The following is a 22,901-nucleotide window of genomic DNA, read 5'->3' as shown; positions in this document are numbered from 1 at the left end:
TGTGTCCAGTGCATCTGGGAGGCACTGCCGATTCAGACCAAAACGTGTCAGGGATAAACAAAACAACTTCAATCGATTTATTTCTCATCTCCGTCCTGTTGGATAAAACTCCGGCCCAAGAGCCGGAATTTGCTTAATCCAGTGTCTCAAACCGTTTGAACTTCATGCTGCTTACGATTTTTCCTGAGACGACACGGCCAGTTTTCCAGCCAGTGTACCGGGGTATACATGACCCGATGACGTTCATTTGTCAGCACATTACCTACCACCACCTCCCCGGGGATCCCCAACAGAGAAAGCTGGATATACGCCATGGAAGCGGCTACGACGTCAATATCAACGGGATACCCACATATGCCGGGCAGGGGCATAGCCTGAGGTTTTCACTTCTTCCGCCACCGCAATCACCATACAACCCGCGCCACAGGCAGGCTCGTACAAGGTGAAAAAGGGGTGTTTCTCTAAAAATTGTCGGATGTCACTCAACTGCATTTTCGCCATTACCCGACTAATAGGCCAGGGGGTGAAGAACTGCTTCAGTGGCTGGTTACCCAGATTCATCTCCCTGAAAACGTCACCCAGAAAATCATGGGGTTCACGTTCCAATGCCATCACAACCTGCACAAGCAGTTGAGACAGCCGGGTCACATCTTCCGGTTCATCATGTTTTATGATGTGCAGATACTGTTGCGCCAGCTCACCGTCCGGACAAACAGCATTATGCAGACTGATTGCCGCACACTGCACAAAATCACCCAATACCCGGTCGCGATGAGGATAACGAGCGGTTTCATTCAATAAAGCCATAAACGCTTTTTTGTGGTTAATCAATACAGACAAAACGTGTTCCTAAGAAAAGGGGGAACACGCCCCCTCAGCGGAAATATTCCCCCAATGGGTAAATCGCCGGCGTCATATCCGCCGGCAGTAGTGTTATCAGACGCTCAGGCAGACCTGAACCTGTTTTTTTACCGTCAATTCACCACGGGAAACGTCCCTGTGGAATAAGCGAAATAACGCTGTCAGGGCACTCATCCCCGTCATGTAAAACATTACCGAGAATGTAGGCCGGCCCTATCACTTTACGGATACCGTCTTCCTCACCCAATTCCAGCTCATCGACACGACCTTCTTCCCACTGCCCATTCCAGTATTTGTCGTAACCACAAAAATCACAGACATCCTCAAAATAATGGGTGATATGGCAGTGATATTGCCTGGACAAAGGCACCATGATTTTTTCATCCCACGGCTCCCAGGGCGCTGTGTCAAAATGCCCGGTCAGACTGCCATTATCATGGTGCTTCCAGGCTATGTCATAACCTCGCGGCCGCGTCATACCGTACAATCGGTAATACAACTCATGAGTCGTCTCGTGATCCCTTAACAATCCGCCGCAAAATCCATTGATTTCACTCGCAAGATGGGTCGGTATCAGCAGAAATAAGTCACCAGGAACCGTCTCTGTCAGCCGGTCATCAAGATGAGACCACAACATTTTCGTGTCACGTTCTCCGTCCCAATCAACCAGACCGAACCAGTCACAAGACTTTTGGTTAAACAACGCCATGATAGTTTCCTGCTCTGCCGGGAGCAACATCTCCCATTTTCGCGCGGCCAGACCACTTTGTTGGTAAAGCCTGCTAATCTGTTGGCTGGTAACTTCATCAAGCGCCACATTCTCTTTTAACAAAGCCAGCCATTGCTCAAACGCCCGGTTTTCCGGTGAGTCTACCCCTGTTCCTTTCGCTACCAGCGCCGGATAAAGTGAGTAATCTGTCGTTTCAGTAGGTTGCAAGAGACCAGCACAGCCCGCGACAAACAGCTTAATACTTTGATGGATAGCCTGCCCGTAATAGGGAATTCTGTCTCCCAATCCCCATTGTTGCAGAGCCTCCAGTTGGTCGGGTTGACCCGTGATATGCAAACGATTAGCGTACCCCTTCGGCATAGTAAAAAATCCTCTTTTTTTACCTGAAACAGGGCATGCCTGGTGAAGGCAATGCCCCCACAGGCAGATGATAAGTTCAGCGATGTGAAAAAAGGCTATCCGACTTTCGGACAGCCCCATCCCAGCTATTTATAACCGGACAGCTGGTCTCCACAATTTTGTGGCCTGTACATCAGGACGCTTTCTTTTTCCAAACGTCGCGATAATCCTGCCCGTCATCCCCCGGTACCCATCAGGCCGGAAACGTCTGCCATGACGGTGGGCGACTTTGTTCTTGCGGACAGTTTTTGGGGCTGTTTTGGTCTTAATCTTTTTCATCAGTAACGCTCCGAAATAAAAACGGGCGTTATCCCCTGACGGGAAATAACGCCTGTCAGGGTGAAAACGACTGCTGGCATCCCGGCAATCAGGGGTAAAATTGTGTGATAATTTGTGTGGCTGTCAGCGTCACCTTCAGATCACATTGGTCATTCAGTAACCGGTTGAGTGTAGATACGGCGAAACCCAGCTTTTCCGCAAAATCATCGCCGCCCACTTCTTCCCGGGCACGTTCATACCCGCCTTCGTCCTTCTCTGGATGATAACCGCAAGCATAAGCGACAAGATGCCTGCCATTTTGCATCGTACCCATATCAGACATGATATAAATGCCCTGATCCTTGACCAGCAACACGTCACACTGATGGGCTATCGCTTCCCGTAACACAGGTTTCAGGTCTTTCGCCTTAAAAAGTAACATCGTCGTTCTCCTGAGGAGAAACGTCCCCCTTGAGGGAACATTTCCCCCAATGGGTTATTTTAGTTATGCTGCCAACCGCTGTACCGGCGTAGCCATGCTCACTGAACGGGTTTTCAGCACAAACTGCTCATGTACCCAGGTGATTGCCTCATCCACCACCTCCCGATAATCTCTGAGTGTTGGGTTGTTAACATCTTCAATGTCGATATCTGATCGAAAACTCTCTATCACACGATCATTTTTGTATACCACATCAACCCGAAACTGGACGGGTGTCATCAGTCCATCAGAGACCGCATCGATATAGTCTTCGAGATAACCTGACTCAAATTCCTCTGCCTCAATATTGTGCAAATCCTGTGGCCCCATTAATACATCGATGTAACCGATGGCGAAGGAAAAACGCCGTATTAAACGGGGTTCAACCTGTAAGTGACGCAGAAATTGACCCAACCGTTCAAAACAATACAGACACGTTTCTGTCAACTGCTTATCCAAATAGTCCATAAAACGTGTCCAGTACTGTTGTGTTTTGCTGAATTGCTCCAGCCCCATTTGCTCCTCTTCCGGCCGGTTGTCCTGCGCCGTCAGACGCAAAAACTGCTCCGCCGTTAGATTCAGCAACACGGTTGTATCCGGCCGGATAAGGATATCCACACGACCACTGCTGTCCGGATGGGTATAAGGCATCAGCATCGGATCCTGATAAACATGCGCTATCGCATCCATTCCCCGTATCCATAACGTCAGGATACGTTCACTATTTCTGCATCTGACCCGGTTTGCCGGATCCTCAGACAAACTGTCCAAAAGATGAGTCATGACGGGCAAAAGCAACGCTTTGGTAAACTTTACATGGGTATTGACGTAGTCTCCCTGGCTCTCATGAAACAGACAGAAAATAGCATCGTCATCCAGCGCCAGCCCCATTCGTTCTGCGAATTGATGGCGGATATAAAAACGTAATAAAGACATCAGGGAAATCTCGTGATTGACGGGGTTCCCCCTGTAGGGGATATCCCCTATCGGGTTAATGTGACGCCACCCAATGGTGACTTGAATTAAAAAAGAGGTATGTCAGCCAGCCTTGCACATCGCTATTTCGTCTTCAGCTTCCTGACGCTGACGTTTGAACTGCCAGAAGCCTAAATGGTACATTGGCGTCACCATCTGCTGGGACACTTCATTGGTCAATGCGTTGCCGATGGAAACCACGGCGGGGATACCCAGCAACGATAATTGAATATACGTCATCATCACCGCCACCGGATCGATATCAACACAAAACGCCAGCATCTGTTGCTGAGGATTAAACCCCGCTTCCAGCAGGGCCTGATGCATTGCAATAATCATCCCGCCGGCACCACAAGCCGGGTCAGACACCGTGATGTATTCACGCTCCCCGGACGCCAGCATCGGTAAACCCTCAGCAAGTCGCATTTTGGCCATCATATGGCTGACCGGAAACGGCGTAAAATACTGACCAGCCTGGTCATGACCTAATTCCAGCGCCATGAAAATAGCCCCCAGAAAATCACCGACTGTATACTCCAGCCCCATGATAACTTCACTCAGCAAACGACTCAGCCGGAAGGCATCTTCACGGGAATAACGTTTCACCCGCTGCATATAGTCCGCTTCAAATTCCTCATTTTGCAACAGCGCGTTATACAATGAACAGGCTGACATATGCACAAAATCACAGAACACCTGCCAGCGATTTTCATGCGGGGCAATCTGGTTAAACAGTCTGATAAACGCCTGCTGATGTGGATTCGGTTCCCGGTTGTATTGAACCACAAGTAATGAGAAACCAAAAGAAATAGGGAATTGGCGAAAATAAACGGGAATTAGCGGGTATAAATTCAGCGCTGGTGCGGTGTTGCATAGGTGTGATAAGTTTATCCCTGCCCTGACGGGCAGACTAACTAAAATGAGAAAATTTTTGTGGTTGCGGCTTTTGCGCCACTTATTTTAATAAAGCCAGGACACACGCTATTAGTCATTTAAAACATCTTTAAATACGCTTTAAAACATAGGCTACTTTAGCCCATGTTAACCTGCTTTGCTGCTCATCTTGTTGTGGTTTGCCGGGACGTGTTCTTTGTCATTGATAGACTCCAAAAATCTCTGTCGTTGTTCATCAGTTAAAGATGCATACAGTTGGGCAAACACCAATGAGTGGTTAGATACCCCCAGTTTAGCAGGCAGGTCTTCCGGCCAGGGGAATTGCGACTCTTGCTGAATATCTGTCTGGGGTGGTGTTAACAATACGTTGATGCCCTGTCTGAAAACACGGTCAATAACGGCTTCTCGTTCTTCTGCTGTCATTCTATAAAGAAATGCCAGCCATGCCTTTTCCTGCTCCTCAGTGACATGCTTAGGAGTGTCTTTATACTCTGTATCTTGCATATCACCATCTTTGGAATTTTTTCCAATGGCTAGCCACTCAATAGATACTTCGCATTTTTCTGCGAAAACTGCCAATTTATCTAAAGCAGGATATGTCTTACCTGATAGGTAAGTTCTCAGCGCTGCTTCTGATATCCCACACCTCTTTGCAAAGCTATTGCCAGATTCATCCCCCATAGCCTGCCTCAATCTGTCCTTAAACTGTGTTATTCCACTGCGCACAAAAGCACGAGGTGTGTTTTTGTCATTAAGCGCATATTTTTCTTCTTTACCCATAATATTAGCCTCCTCTCGTTATCAAACCACCACTCGCACAAAAACACGAAATAATATTGACTTCGTGTTTTTGTGCGAATATATTTATATCCACACCGATAATCATTAGCGATTATCGGAGCAGATAAACCCATAAGGATCACATAATGCAACAAGACAGGCAAGACTGGCATCGCGCAGATATTCGCGCAGCATTAGAAAAACGCGGTACAAATCTACGCGCGTTGTCTGTTGAAGCAGGGCTGGCAAAAGATACTTTGCGTAATGCGTTAGTTCGCCCTTGGCCCAAGGGGGAAAGATTGATTGCTCAGGCAATTGGTGTCGATCCAGCTGTTATCTGGCCGAGCCGTTATCAAAATTCATGAATGTCAGGGAGTATGAAGCTGATGGATATTTGGGTTACAGCGCAAGAGTGTGTCGGGCTACCGAATTTACCTACAGCCCCTTTTAACATTGCTAACCGATTAAAGAAAAATGCAACAACAGAAATGGTCCGTAAGCGTGAAGGCTCTAAGGCATTTGAATTCCACATTAATTGCCTGCCTCCTGTCGCCCGAGCGGCAGTACTGAAAAAGCAAGGGGCGGTGGAAATCAACAATCTGCGTTTTGACATCAAAAATAAAAAACAGCAGGCAGAAACCTACTCGCGTGAGCTGCTTTGGCAGAACTGGAATAACGCGAACAATAATCAGCGTGAAAAAGCACGCCAAAAATGTGAGGTCGTGATTGCAGTGGCTGGCATGATCGAAACCGGTATCGACACCCTAACGGCGTTTGATTCTGTCGCGGATGCGTTACAGGTTCCTTCGGCCAGTGCTCGTCGATGGTACTACCAGGCTAAACCTTTCGAGCGTTCTGACTGGCTGGCGGCGCTGGTTGGCAAACACGGGCACAGCATGGCGGCGCGTAAAGCAAAAGAGGCGGAATGTACGTCTGCCGCCTGGGACTTCTTGCTTGCTGATTATCTGCGCCCGGAACAGCCCGCTTTACGCACCTGCTATGCCCGACTGGAAGAAGCCGCCGTACACCACGGCTGGACGATACCGAGTCTGTCGTCGATGCGGCGAAAGCTTGAACGCGAAGTGCCGACTGAACAGGTGGTATTGCTGCGCGAAGGTGAACACGCATTGATGCGGCTCTATCCTGCGCAAGAACGTACTGTGCTTGAACTGGATGCAATGGAATGGATTAACGGCGATGGCTATCAGCATAACGTTTTCGTTAAATGGTTTAACGGTGAGGTTATCCGGCCTACAACCTGGATTTGGCAGGATATCCGTACCCGCAAGATCCTGGCCTGGCGTACTGATGTGTCCGAGAACAGCGACAGCATCCGCCTTGCCCTGGCGGATGTGATTGAGCAATACGGTATTCCAAAACATATCACGATTGATAACACCCGTGCCGCTGCTAACAAGTGGATGACAGGCGGTGTACCGAACCGCTATCGATTCAAAGTTAAAGAAGATGACCCGAAAGGCATCATCCCATTGCTGGGTATCCAGTTGCACTGGACCAGTGTGTTGTTCGGTCGAGGACATGGGCAAGCAAAACCAGTAGAGCGTGCGTTCTCTCATGGCGGTCTGGGTGAAGTGGTCGATAAACATCCTGCTTTGGCCGGAGCTTATACCGGCGCAAACCCGATGGCAAAGCCCGATAATTACGGTGACCGGGTCGTCGATGCGGAAACTTTTTTAAATGCGCTGGCAGAAGGGATCGCTTTTTGGAACCGTCGTCCGGGGCGCGATACAGAAGTGTGTCTTGGTAAAGGGTCATTTGATGCTGCCTTTGAACAGAGTTATCAGGAAAGTACTGTACGTAAGGCTACAGCAGAACAGCGTCATTTATTGTTGCTGCCATCTGAGGCCGTTACTGTCACCCGTGGGGCATTTACATTAAATGCCGGCGGCAAAATCCAGTTCCGTAAAAACCGTTACTACCATGAGCAGTTGCTGGGGATTAAACCTAACAAAATCGTTATTCGCTTTGACCCGGCAGCATTGCACGAGAATGTGTTGTGTTACACCCTGGATGGCCGGTTTATCTGTGAGGCCGCGTGTATTGAAAAATCCGGGTTCGGGGATTCCCAGGCTGCTCGTGAGCATGACCGCAACCGGACCCGCTTTGTTAAGCGCACTAAAGAAGCCACTGCTGCACAGCGCCGTATGACCGCGTTGGAAGTGGCGGAACTGATGCCGGGAACCGTGCCACCGGCACCACCGGAAAGCCGAGTGGTGGAAATCTACCGACCGGCGGGTAATACCCTGCGCCGTGTACAGGTTGAAGAACAGGCCGAGCCGGATACCGATTATGACTGTGCTTTTGAAAATGCGGTTGCACAACTGCATGAGCAACAGCAGAGAAACACGATTTAATTTAGGAGATATGATGACCAATATTATAGCGTTGACTCAAACACAAACCGAGCTGGCTGACGTTCGTGCTGCCATCCGAACCCTTGTTGAACGTGACAGCCTGACTTACAGCAATGTAGCCCGTGAAAGCGGCATTTCCAGTACGGCGTTATCTCAGTTTATGAATGAAAGTTATAAGGGGGATAACAGCAAAGTTGCCAGTCAATTATCTGTCTGGCTGGAGAACCGCAGCAAGCGCACCAATGAAATACCGGCCGCCCCGGATTTTGTCCAGACTAAAACTGTGCGACAAATCTGGAGCGCGTTGCAATATGCCCAACTGGCGCAATGCATCAGTGTGATTTACGGCAGTCCGGGAGTCGGTAAGACCAAAGCCTTGCAACAATTTGTCGCTGAACGCCCCAATGTCTGGCTGATAACCGTGTCACCCTCCCGCGCCAGCCTGAGTGAATGCCTGTACGAACTGGCCCTGGCGCTGGGTCTGGGAGATGCGCCGCGTCGAGCTGGTCAACTGGGACGGGCGGTGCGCAGGAAATTGCGCGGTACATCGGGGTTGCTGGTGATTGATGAAGCTGACCACCTGGATTATCCAGTGCTTGAAGAGTTACGCATTCTCCAGGAAGAAACCGATATTGGTCTGGCTCTCGTTGGTAATCATCAGGTCTATGCCAAACTGACTGGCGGCAGTTCCCGCAGTGTGGACTTTGCGCGACTGTTCAGCCGGATAGCGAAAAAAGTCGCCATCCTGAAAACCAAAAAAGATGACGTTATCGCCATTGCTGAGGCCTGGGGGCTGGGCCAGCAGGAACGCGCGTTAGTTCAGCAGTTATCAGAACGTCCCGGCGCACTGCGTACCGTATCCCATACTCTGCGGCTGGCAGCCATGTTTGCCAAAGGTAACAACGAACTACTTTCTGAGAAGCATATCCGCGCTGCGGTTAAAGATTTAGAGGGGACGACATTATGACAAAGGACTCACTGGTTTCGGCATTCAATCGTGTCGGTGATGCGGTATCAGCACTGACAGAGCAGGGGTTTACTGTGATGAGTATCATGATACGGGATAGCGCACCGCGTATACAAATTGCCCGCCATACGCATTGCGAGCAGCTCATTCGTCATGGTAAGGCCACTTACCGATACCTGGGGCGTAATTGTGATTATCGACAAGGGATGTTTATCCATAAAGGGTGTCAAGTCTATTGGTCCGAATCATTACATTAATTAGGGGGATGTATGGCTGTTAAAATCGAAATTGTCATTACCACTCATCAGGGGAAATTAATGCATGACGTTAAGGCGTCAGGCGGTGCTGTCTATACAGCCAATGAAAAACAAGAGGTCATGGCGCTGGTACAGGTTATTAAGCATTACCTCGCGCAGCAATACGATTTATGTTTTCACACTCAGGAGGTTAATCAACATGTCCACTAAACAATATACAACACAACAGGCTCCCGCAGGGTATTGGGTCAATGCTAAAGGTGTTTTAACTCCGGTCTCTATTATCCGTGAAATTGATAAAGAACGGGACAGGCTGGTCGGGGAAATCGTCGAGCAGGCCATTACCGTTAGCTCTGCATTGGCAGAACTGAAGCTGCGGGCATTTGCTGATATTCAGGCGTTTATTGACTTGTCAGCAGAAGCGTATGGCGCAACAAAAGGCGGGAAAAAAGGGAACGTCACGCTACCTTGCTATGACGGGCGCTTCAAAATCCAGCGGGCAATACAGGACCGTATTGCGTTTGATGAGCGTCTGCAAGCGGCGAAGGAACTGATTGACAGTTGCCTGTCTGACTGGACAGCGGGCGCGCGTCCTGAAATTCATGCGCTAATTAATCAGGCGTTCTCCACTGATAAAGAGGGCGATATCAACACCGGTCGCGTTCTGGCACTGCGTCGTCTTGATATTGATGATGAGCGTTGGCAACAGGCAATGGTTGCCATCGGCGAAGCATTGCAAGTTATCGGCAGTAAATCCTATATTCGGGTTTATGAGCGAGTCGGTGATACTGACCAATATAAACCGATATCACTGGATATCGCTGGAGTCTGATATGAAAGCGAAACAGTTTAATCAACGTTATCGGGTTGGAGCCAGTTTTATTTATCAGCCCAATAAAATATTACGCGGTGGAACACCAGTTAAAACAGTTGATAAAGCGAAAGATTTAACAAATTGCACGGTAGTTGAAATTAGCATTGAGCCTTATTTTGTGAGAACGGATTATTTAACTCCGGCGTAATTTAACACCCTACAAAATTAAAGGCAGTTTAAATATGGCGTAAACCCGCCAGGGGCGCGCTTACGCCAAAATCAAGGAAAAAAATATGAATAGTTTTCATGAGTTAACAACGGAATTATTAAACAGGGATTGTACGACGGTAGATCTGATTTTTTTTCAAAAAAATAGAGATGAGAGAACAACAGAAAGCCGTTATTTCATCAGACATAGCAATGATAAAACGATTCTGGAGCAATCTATGGTGATTAATGGTAGCCAATACGGTTATGTCGCTCAGGCAATTATTACTGATTTTCCACTGCTAGAAACCGAAAAAGCGGCTGCACTCAAACTGGCTGACTGGTTAAGAAGAATGGCAGAAGCCATTGAAGAGGGATTTGGTGAAAAGCGTTAAGAATCCAGAAATCTTTGTGATAACTGTGGCTGCACTGAGTCGCAGTCAGTACAGAATAAGAGGTGATTTATGACAAAACAACAACTTGTTCGTCTTATTCATATTGCGAAAGCCAAGCTGAAATTGGATGACGAAACCTACCGTGCCGCACTGACATCAGCAACGGGTAAAACGTCGTGTCGTGATATGTCTCATGCTGAATTAAAACAGGTGTATGCGGCGTTTGTTGAACGGGGATTTAAACGCCGTTTTAAACCCTATCACCAGCGGGTTAAGCCGGATCCAACAGGCCGTGTACGCACGGCAGAAATCAGCAAAATTCGGGCTATCTGGATCACCATGCATCAGCAGGGGTTTGTTCATGACGGCTCAGAGTCAGCACTGAATAAATTTGTGATGCGACAAACAGCTAAAATCAATGGCGAAGGGGTCGCAGAAGTCGGCTGGCTGACGCCAGCCCTGGTTTATCCGGTTATTGAGAGTTTGAAAAAATGGCATCTCAGGCTGATGACAGAAAGCATGGTAGCCCGCCAACAGCCGCTACCAAAAAGCCGGGGGTACGACGCGATATGTCACGCCTTTAATATGGGGGAATCATCATGAAAATAGCCCGTTGCCCAATTTGCCACTCTGACTGGCACTTAGAGGCGCTATGTGAAGATGACGCCAGCCGTCAGTTATTGAAAATACTGATTGAATTACCGGGCAGTTGTGCCCGGCATTTAGTGGCCTATATCGGCTTATTTCGCCGTGAGAAACAAAACCTGTCCAATAGCCGGGCATTAAAACTTGCCGGGGAAGTGCTGGCGCTTTACAAACCTGGTCGGGTGCTGGCTCATGCACTAAGTGAAACTGTTGAACGTATCCGGGAAAAGCGGGCGCAGGGGGACACGAAACCGTTGTCCAATCACAACTACCTGAAAACCGTCTATCAGTCAGCCGAACAGGTTATTGCCCAAAGCAGCAATATCAATGCACGAGAACGGCAGCAAGTTTCAGTCTCTGACAGTCGTGATGCGTATTTTAAACAAATGCAGCAAATGGGCGTTGATCTTGCTAAGATTTCAGGTGGTCTGGAGTGGTTGAAAAGTCAAAATGAGGAAAAATGAGATGAAAAATATTTTATTTATCTTTGTGCTATTCCCTCTTTTGTCGATGGCGGGAACTAAAGATAACGTCATGGAATATATGAGGGTTAGTGCGCAATATCAGGTAAAACTAACTGATTGGTATAAAAAAAGTGACACATGGATTACAGAGTTAACTACCAGCTCTAGTGAAAAATTGAAAGTCACAATATCGGGTGATCGTGTTGCTATTCACTCAAATTTTTCAAAACCAATTTCAAACATGTTTAATTCTGGATGTGCATCTATTTCTAAAGAGATCATTCCTGATGCTGGATACTGGGATGAAAATACCAACGCTAATACTAAAGCTATATCTGAACTATGGTCTGATAAAAGCTGGCTTGAGAAATTTCAAACAAAAGATATCGTTATTGATGGTTGGAGAATAATTGCCATCAAAAAACCATTAGAACTTTCATGTGTTATTGAACCTGTATCAGTATAAGGGATAACTATGAATCTTGAACTTTTTGACCACGACCATAAAGAACTTGGTGAATTATTAGACCAAATTGATGTAATTCCATCAGATGAATTACAGGCAAGATGGCCGCAATTATTGGCTGATATTGTTGATTTGTTTTCCTGTGAACTACAGCGGCAAAATACAAATCAAGAGAATGCAAAACTTTCTGCATGTAAGTTAGCCGGGGTGCTAGCTCATTACTATGGTGGTAGGGCTGTTTATTTGCCGACCGGTGACACATTGAAAATCGCATTACGTGATAACCGGTTGTTTAATGAATGGAGTTGTTCACGCGGTGATATTGTTCAATTAGCGAAAAAATACAACCTTACCCATTCGACGGTTTATGCTATTCTGCGTCAGCAATTAGCGCTCCACCGTAAACGTTATCAAGGTGAGCTTTTCAAGTAATCACCTGTTCTGATGGGGTTTGTTTGACGCGCCACAAACCCACTTTCCCCCCACTAAACATGATGATGAGCTACCGATTATTCACAACAGGTAGCCATCATGACTTACCGTTACAGCGTTTCATTTATCCATGCTATCCATTACTTACTGTCCGTAGAAGGCGGTTATGTCAACAACCCCCATGACACCGGCGGCCAGACAAAATGGGGTATCAGTCAGCGCAGCTACCCTCACCTCAATATTGCCGCTTTAACCGAAGATGATGCCACAGCAATCTATTCCCGGGATTTCTGGCTGAAAGCCGGTTGCGACAAGTTACCGGTCGGTATCTCGCTGGCGGTGTTTGATGCCGCCGTTCAGCACGGAATAAAGCCCGCCGTACAACAATTACAACGGGCGGTCGGTGTGCGGGATGACGGCGTTATCGGCCCTGACACACTCAATGCCGTTGACGCTTTTGCGCCGCCATATCTGTTCATCCGGCTGCTTAATCGGCGTGCACTGGCTTACGCCCGTATTATTGCCGTGAACCCAACACAAAAAGTCTTTCTTGATGGCTGGTTTAACCGCCTTGATAAGCTGGCATCCGCCGTGCTAGAGGTGCTGTGATGCTGCCGCCGCCAATTTCAGACCATTTATTAAAAAGACAAATTGCTGAACTGCGTAACCCGCGCTATCTCAGTCTCTATAAGGCCGGGCGGGAACGTTGTTTACAGCAGGCATTGGCCGGCAAAGATATCCGCGACATTCCGCTCTATAGCTATAACGCCACTTATCAATCGCTGTTTTGCCGGGGATGGCAATCCGTTTCTGCTCAAGACATCCGCTTGCTGCGGGCTGAATGCAACAGGAGGCCGGTATGTTAGCGCACTTAAAGCAGCTTATCAGCAACCCGGCAACCGGTCGCCTCTCAACCTCGGATACCACCTTATTTGGGGCATTTATTGCCAGCACAGCCGTTTTATTGTGGTGTGCGCTCGCCGGCAAGATGGATGAATATCTGTTCGTCGGCTATCTGGCCGCGTGGGTCACGCATTCTCAGGCATCAAAACAAGCCGCCATTAAACGTGACAGAGAACAGCGGGTAGACGTAACAGAAAACCGCGAGGTGTTTGCCCGTGATTAATCTTGTCCGGCGCTATTGGCTCATTGTGGTATGGGGATCGTTGTGCCTTTGGCTCGGAGATAGGTGGGCTGGATCCCGCTTACTTCCCCAAATCAACCAGGAAATTGAAAACCGAAAAGATGCCGAGCTGACATTTTACCGGGCACAGAAAGAGATGACCGAATTGAATGCCAGCGCGCTGCAAAAATTGATTGAGAAACAACAGGCACAGCAACATGCAAACGAAAAGATGTCAAATGACTTATACGCCGCCCTCACGCGCTTATCGCAAACCACACAACGCATTGAGCAACGTATTCCCGAGGCTCTTGCTCGTGATGGTAACACTTATACCGGCATTGGCCCTGACGGGTTGCAGCTCTACCAGGCCGCGCTCGGTTACCGCCGTTGCGCCATTAGTGATTTCCGCATGCCCGACCATCCCGCCGACATTGCTGCACATACCGACAAAGCCGTCCATTCCGATATCGGGGGAACCGCATGTGTTGCTGACTCATGCCAGCCGGTACGGCCAATGGAGCCAGGAACTGGAACAAAAGCTCCTGGCCATCAAAGCCTGGGCGGTCAAACAACAGGAAAAGCAAAATGAGCAGACTGATTGACCAGGCGTGTGAGTTAGAGCAATACCAGCGCGCATTAGCCCTAAAAGCCTGCTTTGAGCGCCCGGCGCAGGCAGGGAACGGCATTTGCTGTCACTGTAACGAGGCCATTGCCCCTGCCCGGCTTGCCATTAATCCGGCGTTTGAGCGCTGTATTGACTGTCAAAAACAGGTTGAATTATTAGGGAAAAAATTTGGTGCTGGCATTACTTAAAGAAAACTGGTCGATAGTGTGGGCGGCGCTCACGGTCACCTTTAACGTCGGGCTGGTGTTGCTCAGTAAAACCTATGCTAAACGTGATGATGTTGAGTTACTCAAAATGCAAGTACGTCAGCTTGAAGGTTCATTGTCGACTTTACCGAATCAGAAAGAATTACACGCTTTGCAACTGGACATGGCGAACCTGCGCGGCGACTTAAAAGCCGCCTTGCCGGAGCTGCGTCAGTTACGCCATATGAGCGATTTGTTATTGCAAAATGAATTAAAGGAAAAGAATTAATGTCATCCATGCGTGAAATCTTAAATACTGACCAGCGACTGGTGATTCTGCGATCGCTGGTTGAGTGTGGCGGTGATGCGAATGAATCGGTATTACAAACCTGTCTGGATGCCTACGGCCATCGGGTCAGCCGTGATGTGGTGAAATCACATTGCCACTGGCTGGCCGAGCAGGGGCTGGTATCGGTCAATGATGTGGCCGGTTGTCTGGTCATGACCCTAACCGGGCGTGGCGTGGATGTGGCAGAGGGCCGCAGCATGGTCTCGGGTGTCAAACGCCCCCGGCCAAGGGGATAGTCATGAGTAATAAACAGACTCGTGGCCGCCCGTCGAAGATTGATTTGTTGCCAGCTGCCATCCGTGACCAATTGCACGCCTTACTGCGTGACAAGCGTCATACCCAGGAGGATATTCGTGCCGCAGTCAATGAGTTGATTGACGATGCGGGACTGCCGGACGATCTCAAAATTTCCCGAACGGGCCTGAATCGTTATGCCTCCCGGATGGAAACCCTCGGGGCGCGTATCCGCGAAGGGCGGGAAATCGCTGACGTATGGGTCTCCCGCCTGGGATCTGCCCCCTCTTCCGATGTGGGTAAGCTGTTGCAAGAATTTGTGAAATCCCTGGCCTTTGAAACCAGTATGAAGTTGGCGGAAGGGGATGAACCGGTTGAACCCAAAGCCTTATCGCAGTTAGCGCTGGTCGCAGCACGTATTGAGCAGGCGGCCATGACCAGTACGAAGCGCGAAAAAGAAATCCGGGCCGCGTTTGCGGCACAAGCGGCAGAACAGACAGAAACCCTGGTCAAGCAGGCCGGTCTCACGGCAGAAGCGGCGGCCGAGATCAAACGTCAAATCTTGGGGATTGTTTAATGTTGGCTCAGGAATTAAACCCGGCGACGGAGTTTATTATCAACGCCGTTAACGATGAGACGTTTGATCCCGATGCGGTGCTGCTGGGTTATCAAAAGCGCTGGATTGCCGATGAATCGGTCTTAAAAATTGCGGAAAAATCGCGGCGTACTGGATTAACCTGGGCCGAAGCGGCGGACGCCTCACTGACGGCGGCTCAATCACGTGATGCGGGCGGCACCCACCATTTCTATATCGGTTCCAATAAAGAAATGGCGCGGGAATTTATTGATGCGGCGGCCATGTGGGCCAAAGCTTACGGACTGGCGGCGGGTGAAGTGGGTGAAGAAGTCTTTGAAGACGAAGACAAAGACATCCTGACATTCGTCATTTATTTTAGCAGCGGGTTTAAAGTCCAGGCATTATCCAGCAATCCAAAGAACCTGCGCGGCATGCAAGGGAATGTCACCATTGATGAAGCCGCTTTCCATGAACGGCTGGCCGAAGTGCTGAAAGCCGCGCTGGCCTTGACCATGTGGGGCGCGAAAGTGCGCATCATTTCTACCCACAACGGCAATGAAAACCTGTTTAACGAGTTACTCCAGGATTCTCGCGCCGGGCGGAAACGGTACGCTGTTCATACGATTACGCTGGATGATGCCTGTTACGAGGGGCTGTATAAGCGTATCTGCCAGGTCAGGAGCCAACCGTGGTCACAGGAAAAAGAAGACGAATGGAAAGCGAATTTACTCAAAGACACGGCGACGGAAGAGGATGCGCTGGAAGAGTATTACTGCGTGCCGAAACAGGGTGCTGGTGCCTATATTCCCCGCGTGTTAATTGACCGGGCAGTTAATACAGACTGTGTTGTGATCCGTTTTGCTATGCCCAAAGGCCATATGACCTGGACGGAAGACGAGCGTAAAAACACGGTGTTGACGTTTTGTGAAGAGACTCTGTTACCGGCATTACAAAAATTGGATCCCGACACCCGTCATGCCTACGGGCAGGATTTTGCCCGTACCGGTGATTTATCGGTCATCGGGGCCGGGAGTATTGAGCAGGACATCCGCCGCATTTTGCATGTCACCGTTGAATTGCATGATGTGCCTTACAATCAGCAACGCCAGATAGCCTTTTTTATGATTGACCGACTCCCCCGTTTGGTCGGGATTGCCATCGACTCAACAGGGAACGGCGGTTATTTAGGGGAAGCCGTGTTATTGCACTACGGTGAAAATATGGTCGATGCTATCCATATTACGGATAATTTCTATCGTGAATGGTCACCGAAATACAAGGCGCTGTATGAATCCAATGACATCCGTATTCCTAAAGATGAAGACATCATTGCCGACCAGCGCCAAATTCAGAACATCCGGGGCGTGCCCAAAATTGATAAAACCCGCCGAACCGGGACCGACGGTAAAAAACGGCATGGTGACAGTGCCGGGGCGTATCTGATGTTTACCCGCGCGACTTATATGGAGGGACAGATGATTGACTTTATTCCGCTGCCGGGTAGACACACCGTGGCAAATGACGACGACGATTTACTTACCTTTGAGCGAGGCTGCTGGTGAAAATATTAAACAGATTAGTGGATGCGGTAGGCCGCCGTTTCTGGTTTAAGCCTGACATGCAAACGCAGGATGATGAGTCCCGTGTGTCACAGTTGCGTCGCTATTACGGCGACCATCCCGTGAGTGGGTTGACGCCTGCGCGCGCGGCTGAAATTTTGATTGAGGCCGAACGTGGGCAACTTCACGCGCAATGTGAGCTTGCCGAAGATATGGAAGAAAAAGACGCCCATTTGCAGTCTGAATTAGATAAGCGCCGGCGGGCTATCCAGTCGCTTGACTGGGCGATTAAGCCGCCGCCCAATGCCAGCCGGGAGGAAATCAGCGACGCTGAACTATTAACCGAAATCTTATTAGATGCCAGCTGGTTGCCGGGTTGTCTTTTTGATGCCACGGATGCCATTCTGAAAGGATTTTCCTGCCAGGAGATTGAATGGGAAAATGCCGGCGAGCTGATTATTCCGCGTGCGGTGGAATGGCGTGATCCTGCCTGGTTTCAGACGCCCCAATATGAACGTAATCAGTTGCGCTTGCGCAACGGGACAGCCGATGGAGAAGATTTACAGCCGTTCGGCTGGGTACAGCATATCGCCAAATCCAAATCAGGCTATCTTGCCCGGACAGGGTTAATCCGCACCCTGGTCTGGCCGTTCATCTTCAAGAACTATTCTGTCCGTGACTTAGCCGAGTTTCTGGAAATCTACGGTCTGCCTATTCGCGTCGGACAATATCCGGCAGGCGCGACCGACAAAGAGAAACAAACCCTGCTTCATGCGGTGATGAGTATCGGTCACAACGCCGGCGGGATTATTCCCCGCTCGATGTTGATTGATTTTAAAGCCGCCGCAGACGGGACATCAGACCCGTTTATGGCCATGATGTCCTGGGCTGAGTTGAGCATGTCGAAAGCCATCCTGGGTGGCACACTGACCAGCCAGGCAGACGGTGCAACGAGCACCAACGCCCTGGGTAACGTGCATAATGACGTGCGTTTCGAGGTGCGTACCAGTGACGCCACGCAACTGGCCGCCACACTCACGCGGGATCTGGTGTTTCCTTTATATGCCTTGAACTGCAAATCATTCGATAATCAGCGACGTAAACCGGTATTTGAGTTTGATCTGTCCGAGCCGGAAGACGTGAGCGCCTATGCAGCGGCATTACCCGGCCTGGTCGGTCTGGGGATGAAAATTCCTGTTCAGTGGGTGCATGATAAACTGCAAATTCCCGTGGCAGCGGATGATGAAGCCTGTCTGAAAGCACCTGAGACGCCCGCCACCCCGGATTTCTCTTCCGCCTTCTTAAATGCTAAAACCGGATGGACCGCATTAACGGCGGAGCCGGTGACATCGGTGAATACCCTGCCGGGGGCGGTAAACGGCCAGGAATGGCAAAACACCGTTGACCCGTTGTTAGCCCCGGTCATTGAGGCGCTCACGACCGGGGGGTATGAGGCGGCAAAAAATAAAGCGGCTGAACTCTATACTGAAATGGAGGATGAACAGCTCACCGATATGCTGCACCGGGCGATGTTCGTCGCTGAATTGTGGGGGCGTTTAAATGCCACAGCCGGTTGATTTGGGGATTGCGGCTAAATTGGAGCCAACGCTGGCGGTCGATTACTTTCGGGCCAAAGGTTATGACTTCAGCTGGAACTGGCAGGAAATCGATGCGGACAGTCATGCACGGGCGTTTACGGTGGCGAAAGCGGTCCGGATGGACATTCTGACGGCCATTCGTGATGAGGTGGACAGGTCGCTGAGTCAGGGCACCCCCGAACGCGATTTTATCAACACCCTTACCCCACGTTTGCAAGCGCAAGGTTGGTGGGGCAAGCCAATTGTGGTTGACAGTGACGGTAATGCGGAAACCGTCCAGTTAGGCAGCCCGGCCCGGCTGGCAACGATTTATCGCACCAATTTAGCGACCGCCTATCAAGCCGGGCGATATCAGCAGCAATTGGCAAGCACAGACACCCATCCCTACTGGCAGTACATTGCCGTGATGGACAAGAACACCCGGAAAAGCCATGCGGCCATGGACGGACGGGTGTTCCGTTTTGATGATCCGATTTGGAATACACTTTATCCGCCTAACGACTGGGGGTGTCGCTGTCGTGTTCGGGCGCTAACCGCTGCACAGGTCAAACGAATGGGACTCACCGTGGAGTCCAGTCTCGGTACGGTGAGTACCCAGCTTGTTGAGGCAGGAGTTGATAAGCGGACGGGGGAAGTTTATCAGTCGGAAGTCACGACGTACCGCGATGGCAAGCAGCGCATGACCACCGGGGCCGGCTGGTCAAACAATGCCGGGCAACTGGCAATGGGGTCAGATATCAGTATTGCACGTAAGCTGATTGCGTTGCAGAGCCGTGAACTCCGTAGTCAGGTTATCCAGTCGTTAAATAATGCCCCGGTACGGCAACAGGCGTTCGCGCAATGGGTCGGTCAGGTGCTGACGCAACGACGCCCGGGTAACAACATTCAGCCGCTCGGGTTTATGACGGACGATATTGCGGTGGCGGTAGAAGCGCGAACGGGCAAGCCCGCGGCACGTTTGCTGGCTATCAGTGAAAAAGACCTGGTGCATGCTGACAGCCTCAAACACCAGAAAAAAGGCGTCGCGTTGACGATGGCCGAATATCAGGCGCTGCCTAAAACCGTGGCTAATCCGTCCGCAGTGCTTTGGGATAAGCAGAATCAGAATGTGTTGTATATCCGCAGTGATGATAACCGCACCCTTAAAACGGTGGTCAATGCGCCCTGGTCGGTACGCAAACAGCCTGATGCGCTTGATGTGGTTATCAATACATACCGGGTGCCGTTAGCCGAATTAAAAAAAGGGGTGACCGGCGGGAATTATGAATTACTGCAAGGGACGCTATAACAACAAAGCCCCGAATAACGGGGCTTGCTACAGTGGCGGGAGTTGAACCCACATAAACGTATGGCGCTCTGCGCTGACGTCGAATTACCGATTATTCGTACACTGTTTAACCTATCTTATCACGAGTGAGAATGAATGCAACTGGACTATCAATTTGAGGATGCGGCGATACAGGCGGCCTTTAAGCGCGTGCAAAAGCTGGGGCGAGATACTACGCCGATCACCCGCGCGATTGCCGCGATTCTCGCCAGTGAAAGCGAAGAGGCGTTTGCGAAAGAAGCTGACCCGACGACAGGCACCCCCTGGAAACCGTTAACCGAAAAGTACAAAGCCAGACTGGCAAAAAAAGGCAAGACGGGCAGAATGTTACAGCGCTCACAGGGGGGGCTGGCGATGTCGTTGTCAACAGCGTATGACGCAGTGAGCGCGGCCATTGGCACTAACAAAGTTTACGCAGCGATCCATCAATGGGGCGGGTTGCCCGATATGCCGCCTGGCCCGGCTGCGATACCCGCTCGCCCGTATATGGGGCTGTCAGCGCAAGGCGCGGCGGACATTATCGACATTATCAATACGCAGCACGCAGCCGCACTCAAGGCACGTTAGTATGTCCGTCTTACAGAAAAAAAAGTTAAACGCCTCCTGAGATTTTTAAACGGGTTTTAAACGGGGTATAGTGTCACTGCTCTCCCCCGTTTTATCTTTTCTTTCCCATGCAGGTGTGATCCCCCACAAACCCACTTTCTTTTCATATTGCCCAGAATGGCAGCATGAAAAAGAAAAGCCCAATTCCCAACACCCGTTTAGCGATTCTAAATGCCTCGATGACTCAGGCAGCCGATGGCTGGTATCAGCTACTGCCCGCGGGGTATTTTAGTGCCCGTGACGGCCGCCCAGACGATGTTGTCGGTGGGCAGTGGTTTATGGATGCCGCCATTGCTGAACAGTTTATTACGGCGACAGCCGCTGTCGGCCAGCCTGTGTTGTTTGACTACAACCATGTGACATTAAAACAAGATGAAGATGCTGCTGCATGCAAAGACGCTATTGCGGCGGCCTGGCTGAAAAATCCCTCAACAGATATGCAGTGGCGCGAAGGTTTGGGGCTGTTTGTTCGCCTGTCGTTAACGGCGGCGGCTCAAACCGCCATTGATAACAGCGAATGGGCTTATCTGTCCGCCGTATTTCCTTATAACGAGCTGGGCCATCCCCTTTATTTGAGGATGGGCGCACTCACCAATGACCCCGGTTTAACCGGTATGCGGCCTCTGGCTGTGCTGGCGGCGCAAACTCTTTCGGACTTTTTACCCCCATCAAAACAGGACATTGTTATGAATGATCTTATTCTCCAGTTGCTAGAGCAACTGGGTATTGAACTGCCCGACGATACAGCCGAACTCAGCGAAGAAGCACTCAATGATTTACTGAATCAGGCGCTGTCTGCGATTGAAACCCTGAAAGCGTCAGCCCAGGCGGCTGTTGATACGCAAGAGGTGATTGAGAGTACGGCAGACGCGGACAGTGTGACCAGTGGCGTAACCGATATCGTTGATGATGCCGCCGCCGATATCACCGAAGCAGAGCAGATCCTTGAAGATGCTGCATTAAGTGGTGTTGACTTAACTCAATTTGTTCCCACGCGTGTGTATCAGATTCTGGCCCGCCGTGCTGCGGTGTTAAGTGCCCGGTCGGGTGCACAAAGCGCGGAGTCGATTATCTCCAGCGCCCGCCGACAAGGGCGCGTTATAGCAGCAGAGGTCCCTTATTTGCGGGCGGTAGCGAGACAGCACGGTATGGCGGAGTTAAACGCAGCGATTGCTGGCCGGAAAGGCATTGCCGCACTCACCAGCCGACAGACACTGAGAACGAAACCCCCCTCGCGTCTGGCTGTCTTGTCCGCGTCTGAAAAAGAAGCGGCTCGCCTGCAAGGATTATCGGAAGCCGAATTCCTGAAACGCAAACAAAAAGGAGCCAAATAATGGCGATTGTTACCCCTGCACTGATTAAAGCGTTATTCACCGGCTGGAACGGTGATTTCCAAAATGGGTTGGACCAGGCTCCCAGCCAGTATGAGCAAATCGCTACCGTCATCCCCAGTACAACAAAATCCAACACTTATGGCTGGCTGGGGCAGTTTCCCGGGATGCGTGAATGGATCGGTGACCGGGTTATCAAAGACATGCAATCACACGGTTATCAAATCATTAACCGGCCATTTGAGAGCACGGTGGGGGTTGATCGGGATGACATTGAAGACGATAACGTTGGCATTTACTCCCCCTTATTTACTGAAATGGGGCGTGCCGCCGGTGTGCAGCCGGATGAGCTGGTATTTGGGGCGCTGTCTAACGGCTTCTCCAATCTGTGCTATGACAAACAGAACTTCTTTGATGCCGATCATCCGGTCTACCCCAATGTTGACGGCAAGGGGGATGCCGAATCGGTCAGTAACATCCTGACAGACGACAGCTACAAAGGGCTACCGTGGTTTGTGCTCGATAATTCCCGCGCGATTAAACCCGTCATCTTCCAGCAGCGTAAAGCGCCGGAAATGGTCGCGATGGATAAAGTCGATGATGAGCAAAACTTTATGCGTAAGCTCATTCGCTACGGCGTCGATACCCGTTGTGAGGCCGGTTACTCATTCTGGCAACTGGCTTACGCCGCTAAAGCGCCATTGACTGCGGATAACGTCTGGTCGGTGATTTCCGCCATGCGTCAGTTTAAAGCGGATGGGGACCGTCCGCTGGCAATCCGTCCGACTCATTTGGTTGTGCCGCCGGCAATGGAGAAAGACGCCACGCAGTTATTAGAGCGTGAGCTAACGGTTGACGCCAAGGGCGGCACTATCAGCAATGAAATGAAAGGCCGCCTTGAGCTGATTGTGGCGGATTACCTCTAATCACTTGTTAAACGGGGTATTAACCCCGTTTAAACCCTGTTTAAAGGACGTGAAATGT

At 50.1% G+C, this 22,901-nt stretch carries 34 protein-coding genes; 26 read left to right on the top strand and 8 right to left on the bottom strand.

What is annotated here, in order from left to right; genetic code table 11:
* Positions 1 to 146 precede the first annotated feature (146 nt).
* The 8 genes from C5471_RS25100 to C5471_RS16375 all read right to left on the bottom strand — a co-directional run bounded on the left by C5471_RS25100 (position 147) and on the right by C5471_RS16375 (position 5,378).
* On the bottom strand, positions 147 to 314 hold the full coding sequence (locus C5471_RS25100; RefSeq protein ID WP_339959296.1) for a hypothetical protein: 168 nt from the start codon (positions 312 to 314) through the stop codon (positions 147 to 149).
* A gap of 22 nt (positions 315 to 336) precedes the next feature.
* Positions 337 to 840: an N-6 DNA methylase gene (locus C5471_RS16405; protein WP_339959295.1), complete on the bottom strand. Its 504-nt coding sequence runs from the start codon at positions 838 to 840 to the stop codon at positions 337 to 339.
* Positions 841 to 979: 139 nt separating this feature from the next.
* Entirely contained in the window at positions 980 to 1,951 is a 972-nt protein-coding gene (locus C5471_RS16400; protein WP_166296148.1) for a DUF1281 domain-containing protein, read from the bottom strand.
* Positions 1,952 to 2,080: 129 nt separating this feature from the next.
* The gene (locus C5471_RS16395) at positions 2,081 to 2,269 is read right to left on the bottom strand and encodes a hypothetical protein (RefSeq protein ID WP_133815652.1); all 189 of its coding nucleotides are present in this window, start codon (positions 2,267 to 2,269) and stop codon (positions 2,081 to 2,083) included.
* A gap of 88 nt (positions 2,270 to 2,357) precedes the next feature.
* Entirely contained in the window at positions 2,358 to 2,690 is a 333-nt protein-coding gene (locus C5471_RS16390; RefSeq protein ID WP_133815653.1) for a DUF3085 domain-containing protein, read from the bottom strand.
* Between the two features lie 63 nt (positions 2,691 to 2,753).
* Positions 2,754 to 3,665, bottom strand: coding sequence for a hypothetical protein (locus tag C5471_RS16385; RefSeq protein ID WP_133815654.1), 912 nt, complete (start codon positions 3,663 to 3,665; stop codon positions 2,754 to 2,756).
* A gap of 102 nt (positions 3,666 to 3,767) precedes the next feature.
* Entirely contained in the window at positions 3,768 to 4,490 is a 723-nt protein-coding gene (locus C5471_RS25095) for an N-6 DNA methylase (RefSeq protein WP_339959294.1), read from the bottom strand.
* 255 nt (positions 4,491 to 4,745) lie between these two features.
* Positions 4,746 to 5,378 (bottom strand): helix-turn-helix domain-containing protein, encoded by a 633-nt coding sequence (locus C5471_RS16375; protein ID WP_133815655.1) that lies wholly within the window; start codon positions 5,376 to 5,378, stop codon positions 4,746 to 4,748.
* 146 nt (positions 5,379 to 5,524) lie between these two features.
* Here C5471_RS16375 and C5471_RS16370 point away from each other — a divergent pair, with 146 nt between their 5' ends.
* The 26 genes from C5471_RS16370 (at position 5,525) to C5471_RS16245 (ending at position 22,843) form a co-directional block, all read left to right on the top strand.
* Positions 5,525 to 5,743 carry a helix-turn-helix domain-containing protein gene (locus C5471_RS16370; RefSeq protein WP_036841422.1) on the top strand — a complete coding sequence of 73 codons (219 nt, stop codon included), beginning with the start codon at positions 5,525 to 5,527 and terminating at the stop codon, positions 5,741 to 5,743.
* Between the two features lie 21 nt (positions 5,744 to 5,764).
* Positions 5,765 to 7,753: a transposase domain-containing protein gene (locus C5471_RS16365; RefSeq protein WP_207627378.1), complete on the top strand. Its 1,989-nt coding sequence runs from the start codon at positions 5,765 to 5,767 to the stop codon at positions 7,751 to 7,753.
* A 13-nt stretch (positions 7,754 to 7,766) separates the two neighbouring features.
* Positions 7,767 to 8,720, top strand: a complete 954-nt coding sequence (locus tag C5471_RS16360; protein ID WP_133815656.1) for an AAA family ATPase — start codon at positions 7,767 to 7,769, stop codon at positions 8,718 to 8,720.
* On the top strand, positions 8,717 to 8,977 hold the full coding sequence (locus C5471_RS16355) for a hypothetical protein (RefSeq protein ID WP_133815657.1): 261 nt from the start codon (positions 8,717 to 8,719) through the stop codon (positions 8,975 to 8,977). The genes C5471_RS16360 and C5471_RS16355 overlap by 4 nt, the downstream gene beginning before the upstream one ends.
* A 12-nt stretch (positions 8,978 to 8,989) precedes the next feature.
* Positions 8,990 to 9,187, top strand: a complete 198-nt coding sequence (locus C5471_RS16350; RefSeq protein ID WP_133815658.1) for a hypothetical protein — start codon at positions 8,990 to 8,992, stop codon at positions 9,185 to 9,187.
* Positions 9,177 to 9,809: a DUF3164 family protein gene (locus tag C5471_RS16345; RefSeq protein WP_133815659.1), complete on the top strand. Its 633-nt coding sequence runs from the start codon at positions 9,177 to 9,179 to the stop codon at positions 9,807 to 9,809. Before C5471_RS16350 ends, C5471_RS16345 begins: the two co-directional genes overlap by 11 nt.
* A gap of 1 nt (position 9,810) precedes the next feature.
* Positions 9,811 to 9,999 carry a hypothetical protein gene (locus C5471_RS16340; RefSeq protein ID WP_133815660.1) on the top strand — a complete coding sequence of 63 codons (189 nt, stop codon included), beginning with the start codon at positions 9,811 to 9,813 and terminating at the stop codon, positions 9,997 to 9,999.
* 85 nt (positions 10,000 to 10,084) lie between these two features.
* The gene (locus tag C5471_RS16335; protein WP_133815661.1) at positions 10,085 to 10,393 is read left to right on the top strand and encodes a hypothetical protein; all 309 of its coding nucleotides are present in this window, start codon (positions 10,085 to 10,087) and stop codon (positions 10,391 to 10,393) included.
* Between the two features lie 69 nt (positions 10,394 to 10,462).
* Complete coding sequence (locus C5471_RS16330; protein WP_133815662.1) at positions 10,463 to 10,996, top strand: gp16 family protein; 534 nt, start codon at positions 10,463 to 10,465, stop codon at positions 10,994 to 10,996.
* Positions 10,993 to 11,502: a hypothetical protein gene (locus tag C5471_RS16325; protein ID WP_133815663.1), complete on the top strand. Its 510-nt coding sequence runs from the start codon at positions 10,993 to 10,995 to the stop codon at positions 11,500 to 11,502. The genes C5471_RS16330 and C5471_RS16325 overlap by 4 nt, the downstream gene beginning before the upstream one ends.
* Before the next feature lies 1 nt (position 11,503).
* Positions 11,504 to 11,968, top strand: coding sequence for a hypothetical protein (locus C5471_RS16320; protein WP_133815664.1), 465 nt, complete (start codon positions 11,504 to 11,506; stop codon positions 11,966 to 11,968).
* A gap of 9 nt (positions 11,969 to 11,977) precedes the next feature.
* Positions 11,978 to 12,400, top strand: coding sequence for a Mor transcription activator family protein (locus tag C5471_RS16315; RefSeq protein WP_133815665.1), 423 nt, complete (start codon positions 11,978 to 11,980; stop codon positions 12,398 to 12,400).
* Positions 12,401 to 12,499: 99 nt separating this feature from the next.
* A complete protein-coding gene (locus tag C5471_RS16310; RefSeq protein WP_133815666.1) occupies positions 12,500 to 13,009 on the top strand; it encodes a glycoside hydrolase family 108 protein in 510 nt (169 codons plus the stop codon).
* On the top strand, positions 13,009 to 13,266 hold the full coding sequence (locus C5471_RS16305) for a hypothetical protein (protein WP_133815667.1): 258 nt from the start codon (positions 13,009 to 13,011) through the stop codon (positions 13,264 to 13,266). Before C5471_RS16310 ends, C5471_RS16305 begins: the two co-directional genes overlap by 1 nt.
* Positions 13,260 to 13,526, top strand: coding sequence for a hypothetical protein (locus C5471_RS16300; RefSeq protein WP_133815668.1), 267 nt, complete (start codon positions 13,260 to 13,262; stop codon positions 13,524 to 13,526). The genes C5471_RS16305 and C5471_RS16300 overlap by 7 nt, the downstream gene beginning before the upstream one ends.
* A 40-nt stretch (positions 13,527 to 13,566) precedes the next feature.
* The gene (locus C5471_RS16295; RefSeq protein WP_133815669.1) at positions 13,567 to 14,115 is read left to right on the top strand and encodes a hypothetical protein; all 549 of its coding nucleotides are present in this window, start codon (positions 13,567 to 13,569) and stop codon (positions 14,113 to 14,115) included.
* On the top strand, positions 14,112 to 14,339 hold the full coding sequence (locus C5471_RS16290) for a TraR/DksA C4-type zinc finger protein (protein WP_133815670.1): 228 nt from the start codon (positions 14,112 to 14,114) through the stop codon (positions 14,337 to 14,339). Before C5471_RS16295 ends, C5471_RS16290 begins: the two co-directional genes overlap by 4 nt.
* Positions 14,323 to 14,625 (top strand): DUF2730 family protein, encoded by a 303-nt coding sequence (locus C5471_RS16285; protein WP_133815671.1) that lies wholly within the window; start codon positions 14,323 to 14,325, stop codon positions 14,623 to 14,625. The genes C5471_RS16290 and C5471_RS16285 overlap by 17 nt, the downstream gene beginning before the upstream one ends.
* Positions 14,626 to 14,633: 8 nt before the next feature.
* Entirely contained in the window at positions 14,634 to 14,921 is a 288-nt protein-coding gene (locus tag C5471_RS16280) for a VpaChn25_0724 family phage protein (protein WP_133815703.1), read from the top strand.
* 2 nt (positions 14,922 to 14,923) lie between these two features.
* A complete protein-coding gene (locus C5471_RS16275; RefSeq protein WP_133815704.1) occupies positions 14,924 to 15,496 on the top strand; it encodes a DUF3486 family protein in 573 nt (190 codons plus the stop codon).
* Complete coding sequence (locus tag C5471_RS16270) at positions 15,496 to 17,058, top strand: terminase large subunit domain-containing protein (protein WP_133815672.1); 1,563 nt, start codon at positions 15,496 to 15,498, stop codon at positions 17,056 to 17,058. The genes C5471_RS16275 and C5471_RS16270 overlap by 1 nt, the downstream gene beginning before the upstream one ends.
* Positions 17,055 to 18,632, top strand: coding sequence for a DUF935 domain-containing protein (locus C5471_RS16265; RefSeq protein ID WP_339959293.1), 1,578 nt, complete (start codon positions 17,055 to 17,057; stop codon positions 18,630 to 18,632). The genes C5471_RS16270 and C5471_RS16265 overlap by 4 nt, the downstream gene beginning before the upstream one ends.
* The gene (locus C5471_RS16260) at positions 18,616 to 19,941 is read left to right on the top strand and encodes a phage head morphogenesis protein (RefSeq protein ID WP_133815674.1); all 1,326 of its coding nucleotides are present in this window, start codon (positions 18,616 to 18,618) and stop codon (positions 19,939 to 19,941) included. Before C5471_RS16265 ends, C5471_RS16260 begins: the two co-directional genes overlap by 17 nt.
* A gap of 189 nt (positions 19,942 to 20,130) precedes the next feature.
* The gene (locus tag C5471_RS16255; RefSeq protein WP_422630927.1) at positions 20,131 to 20,547 is read left to right on the top strand and encodes a phage virion morphogenesis protein; all 417 of its coding nucleotides are present in this window, start codon (positions 20,131 to 20,133) and stop codon (positions 20,545 to 20,547) included.
* Positions 20,548 to 20,711: 164 nt separating this feature from the next.
* The gene (locus C5471_RS16250; RefSeq protein ID WP_133815676.1) at positions 20,712 to 21,920 is read left to right on the top strand and encodes a phage protease; all 1,209 of its coding nucleotides are present in this window, start codon (positions 20,712 to 20,714) and stop codon (positions 21,918 to 21,920) included.
* Entirely contained in the window at positions 21,920 to 22,843 is a 924-nt protein-coding gene (locus tag C5471_RS16245; protein WP_133815677.1) for a Mu-like prophage major head subunit gpT family protein, read from the top strand. The genes C5471_RS16250 and C5471_RS16245 overlap by 1 nt, the downstream gene beginning before the upstream one ends.
* Positions 22,844 to 22,901 lie beyond the last annotated feature (58 nt).

It is taken from the genome of Photorhabdus tasmaniensis, assembly GCF_011189505.1.
In the GTDB taxonomy this organism is placed as follows: Bacteria; Pseudomonadota; Gammaproteobacteria; order Enterobacterales; family Enterobacteriaceae; genus Photorhabdus; species Photorhabdus tasmaniensis.
The sequence above is the reverse complement of the archived record's forward strand: the minus strand, read 5'-3'. Positions and strand labels throughout refer to the sequence as shown.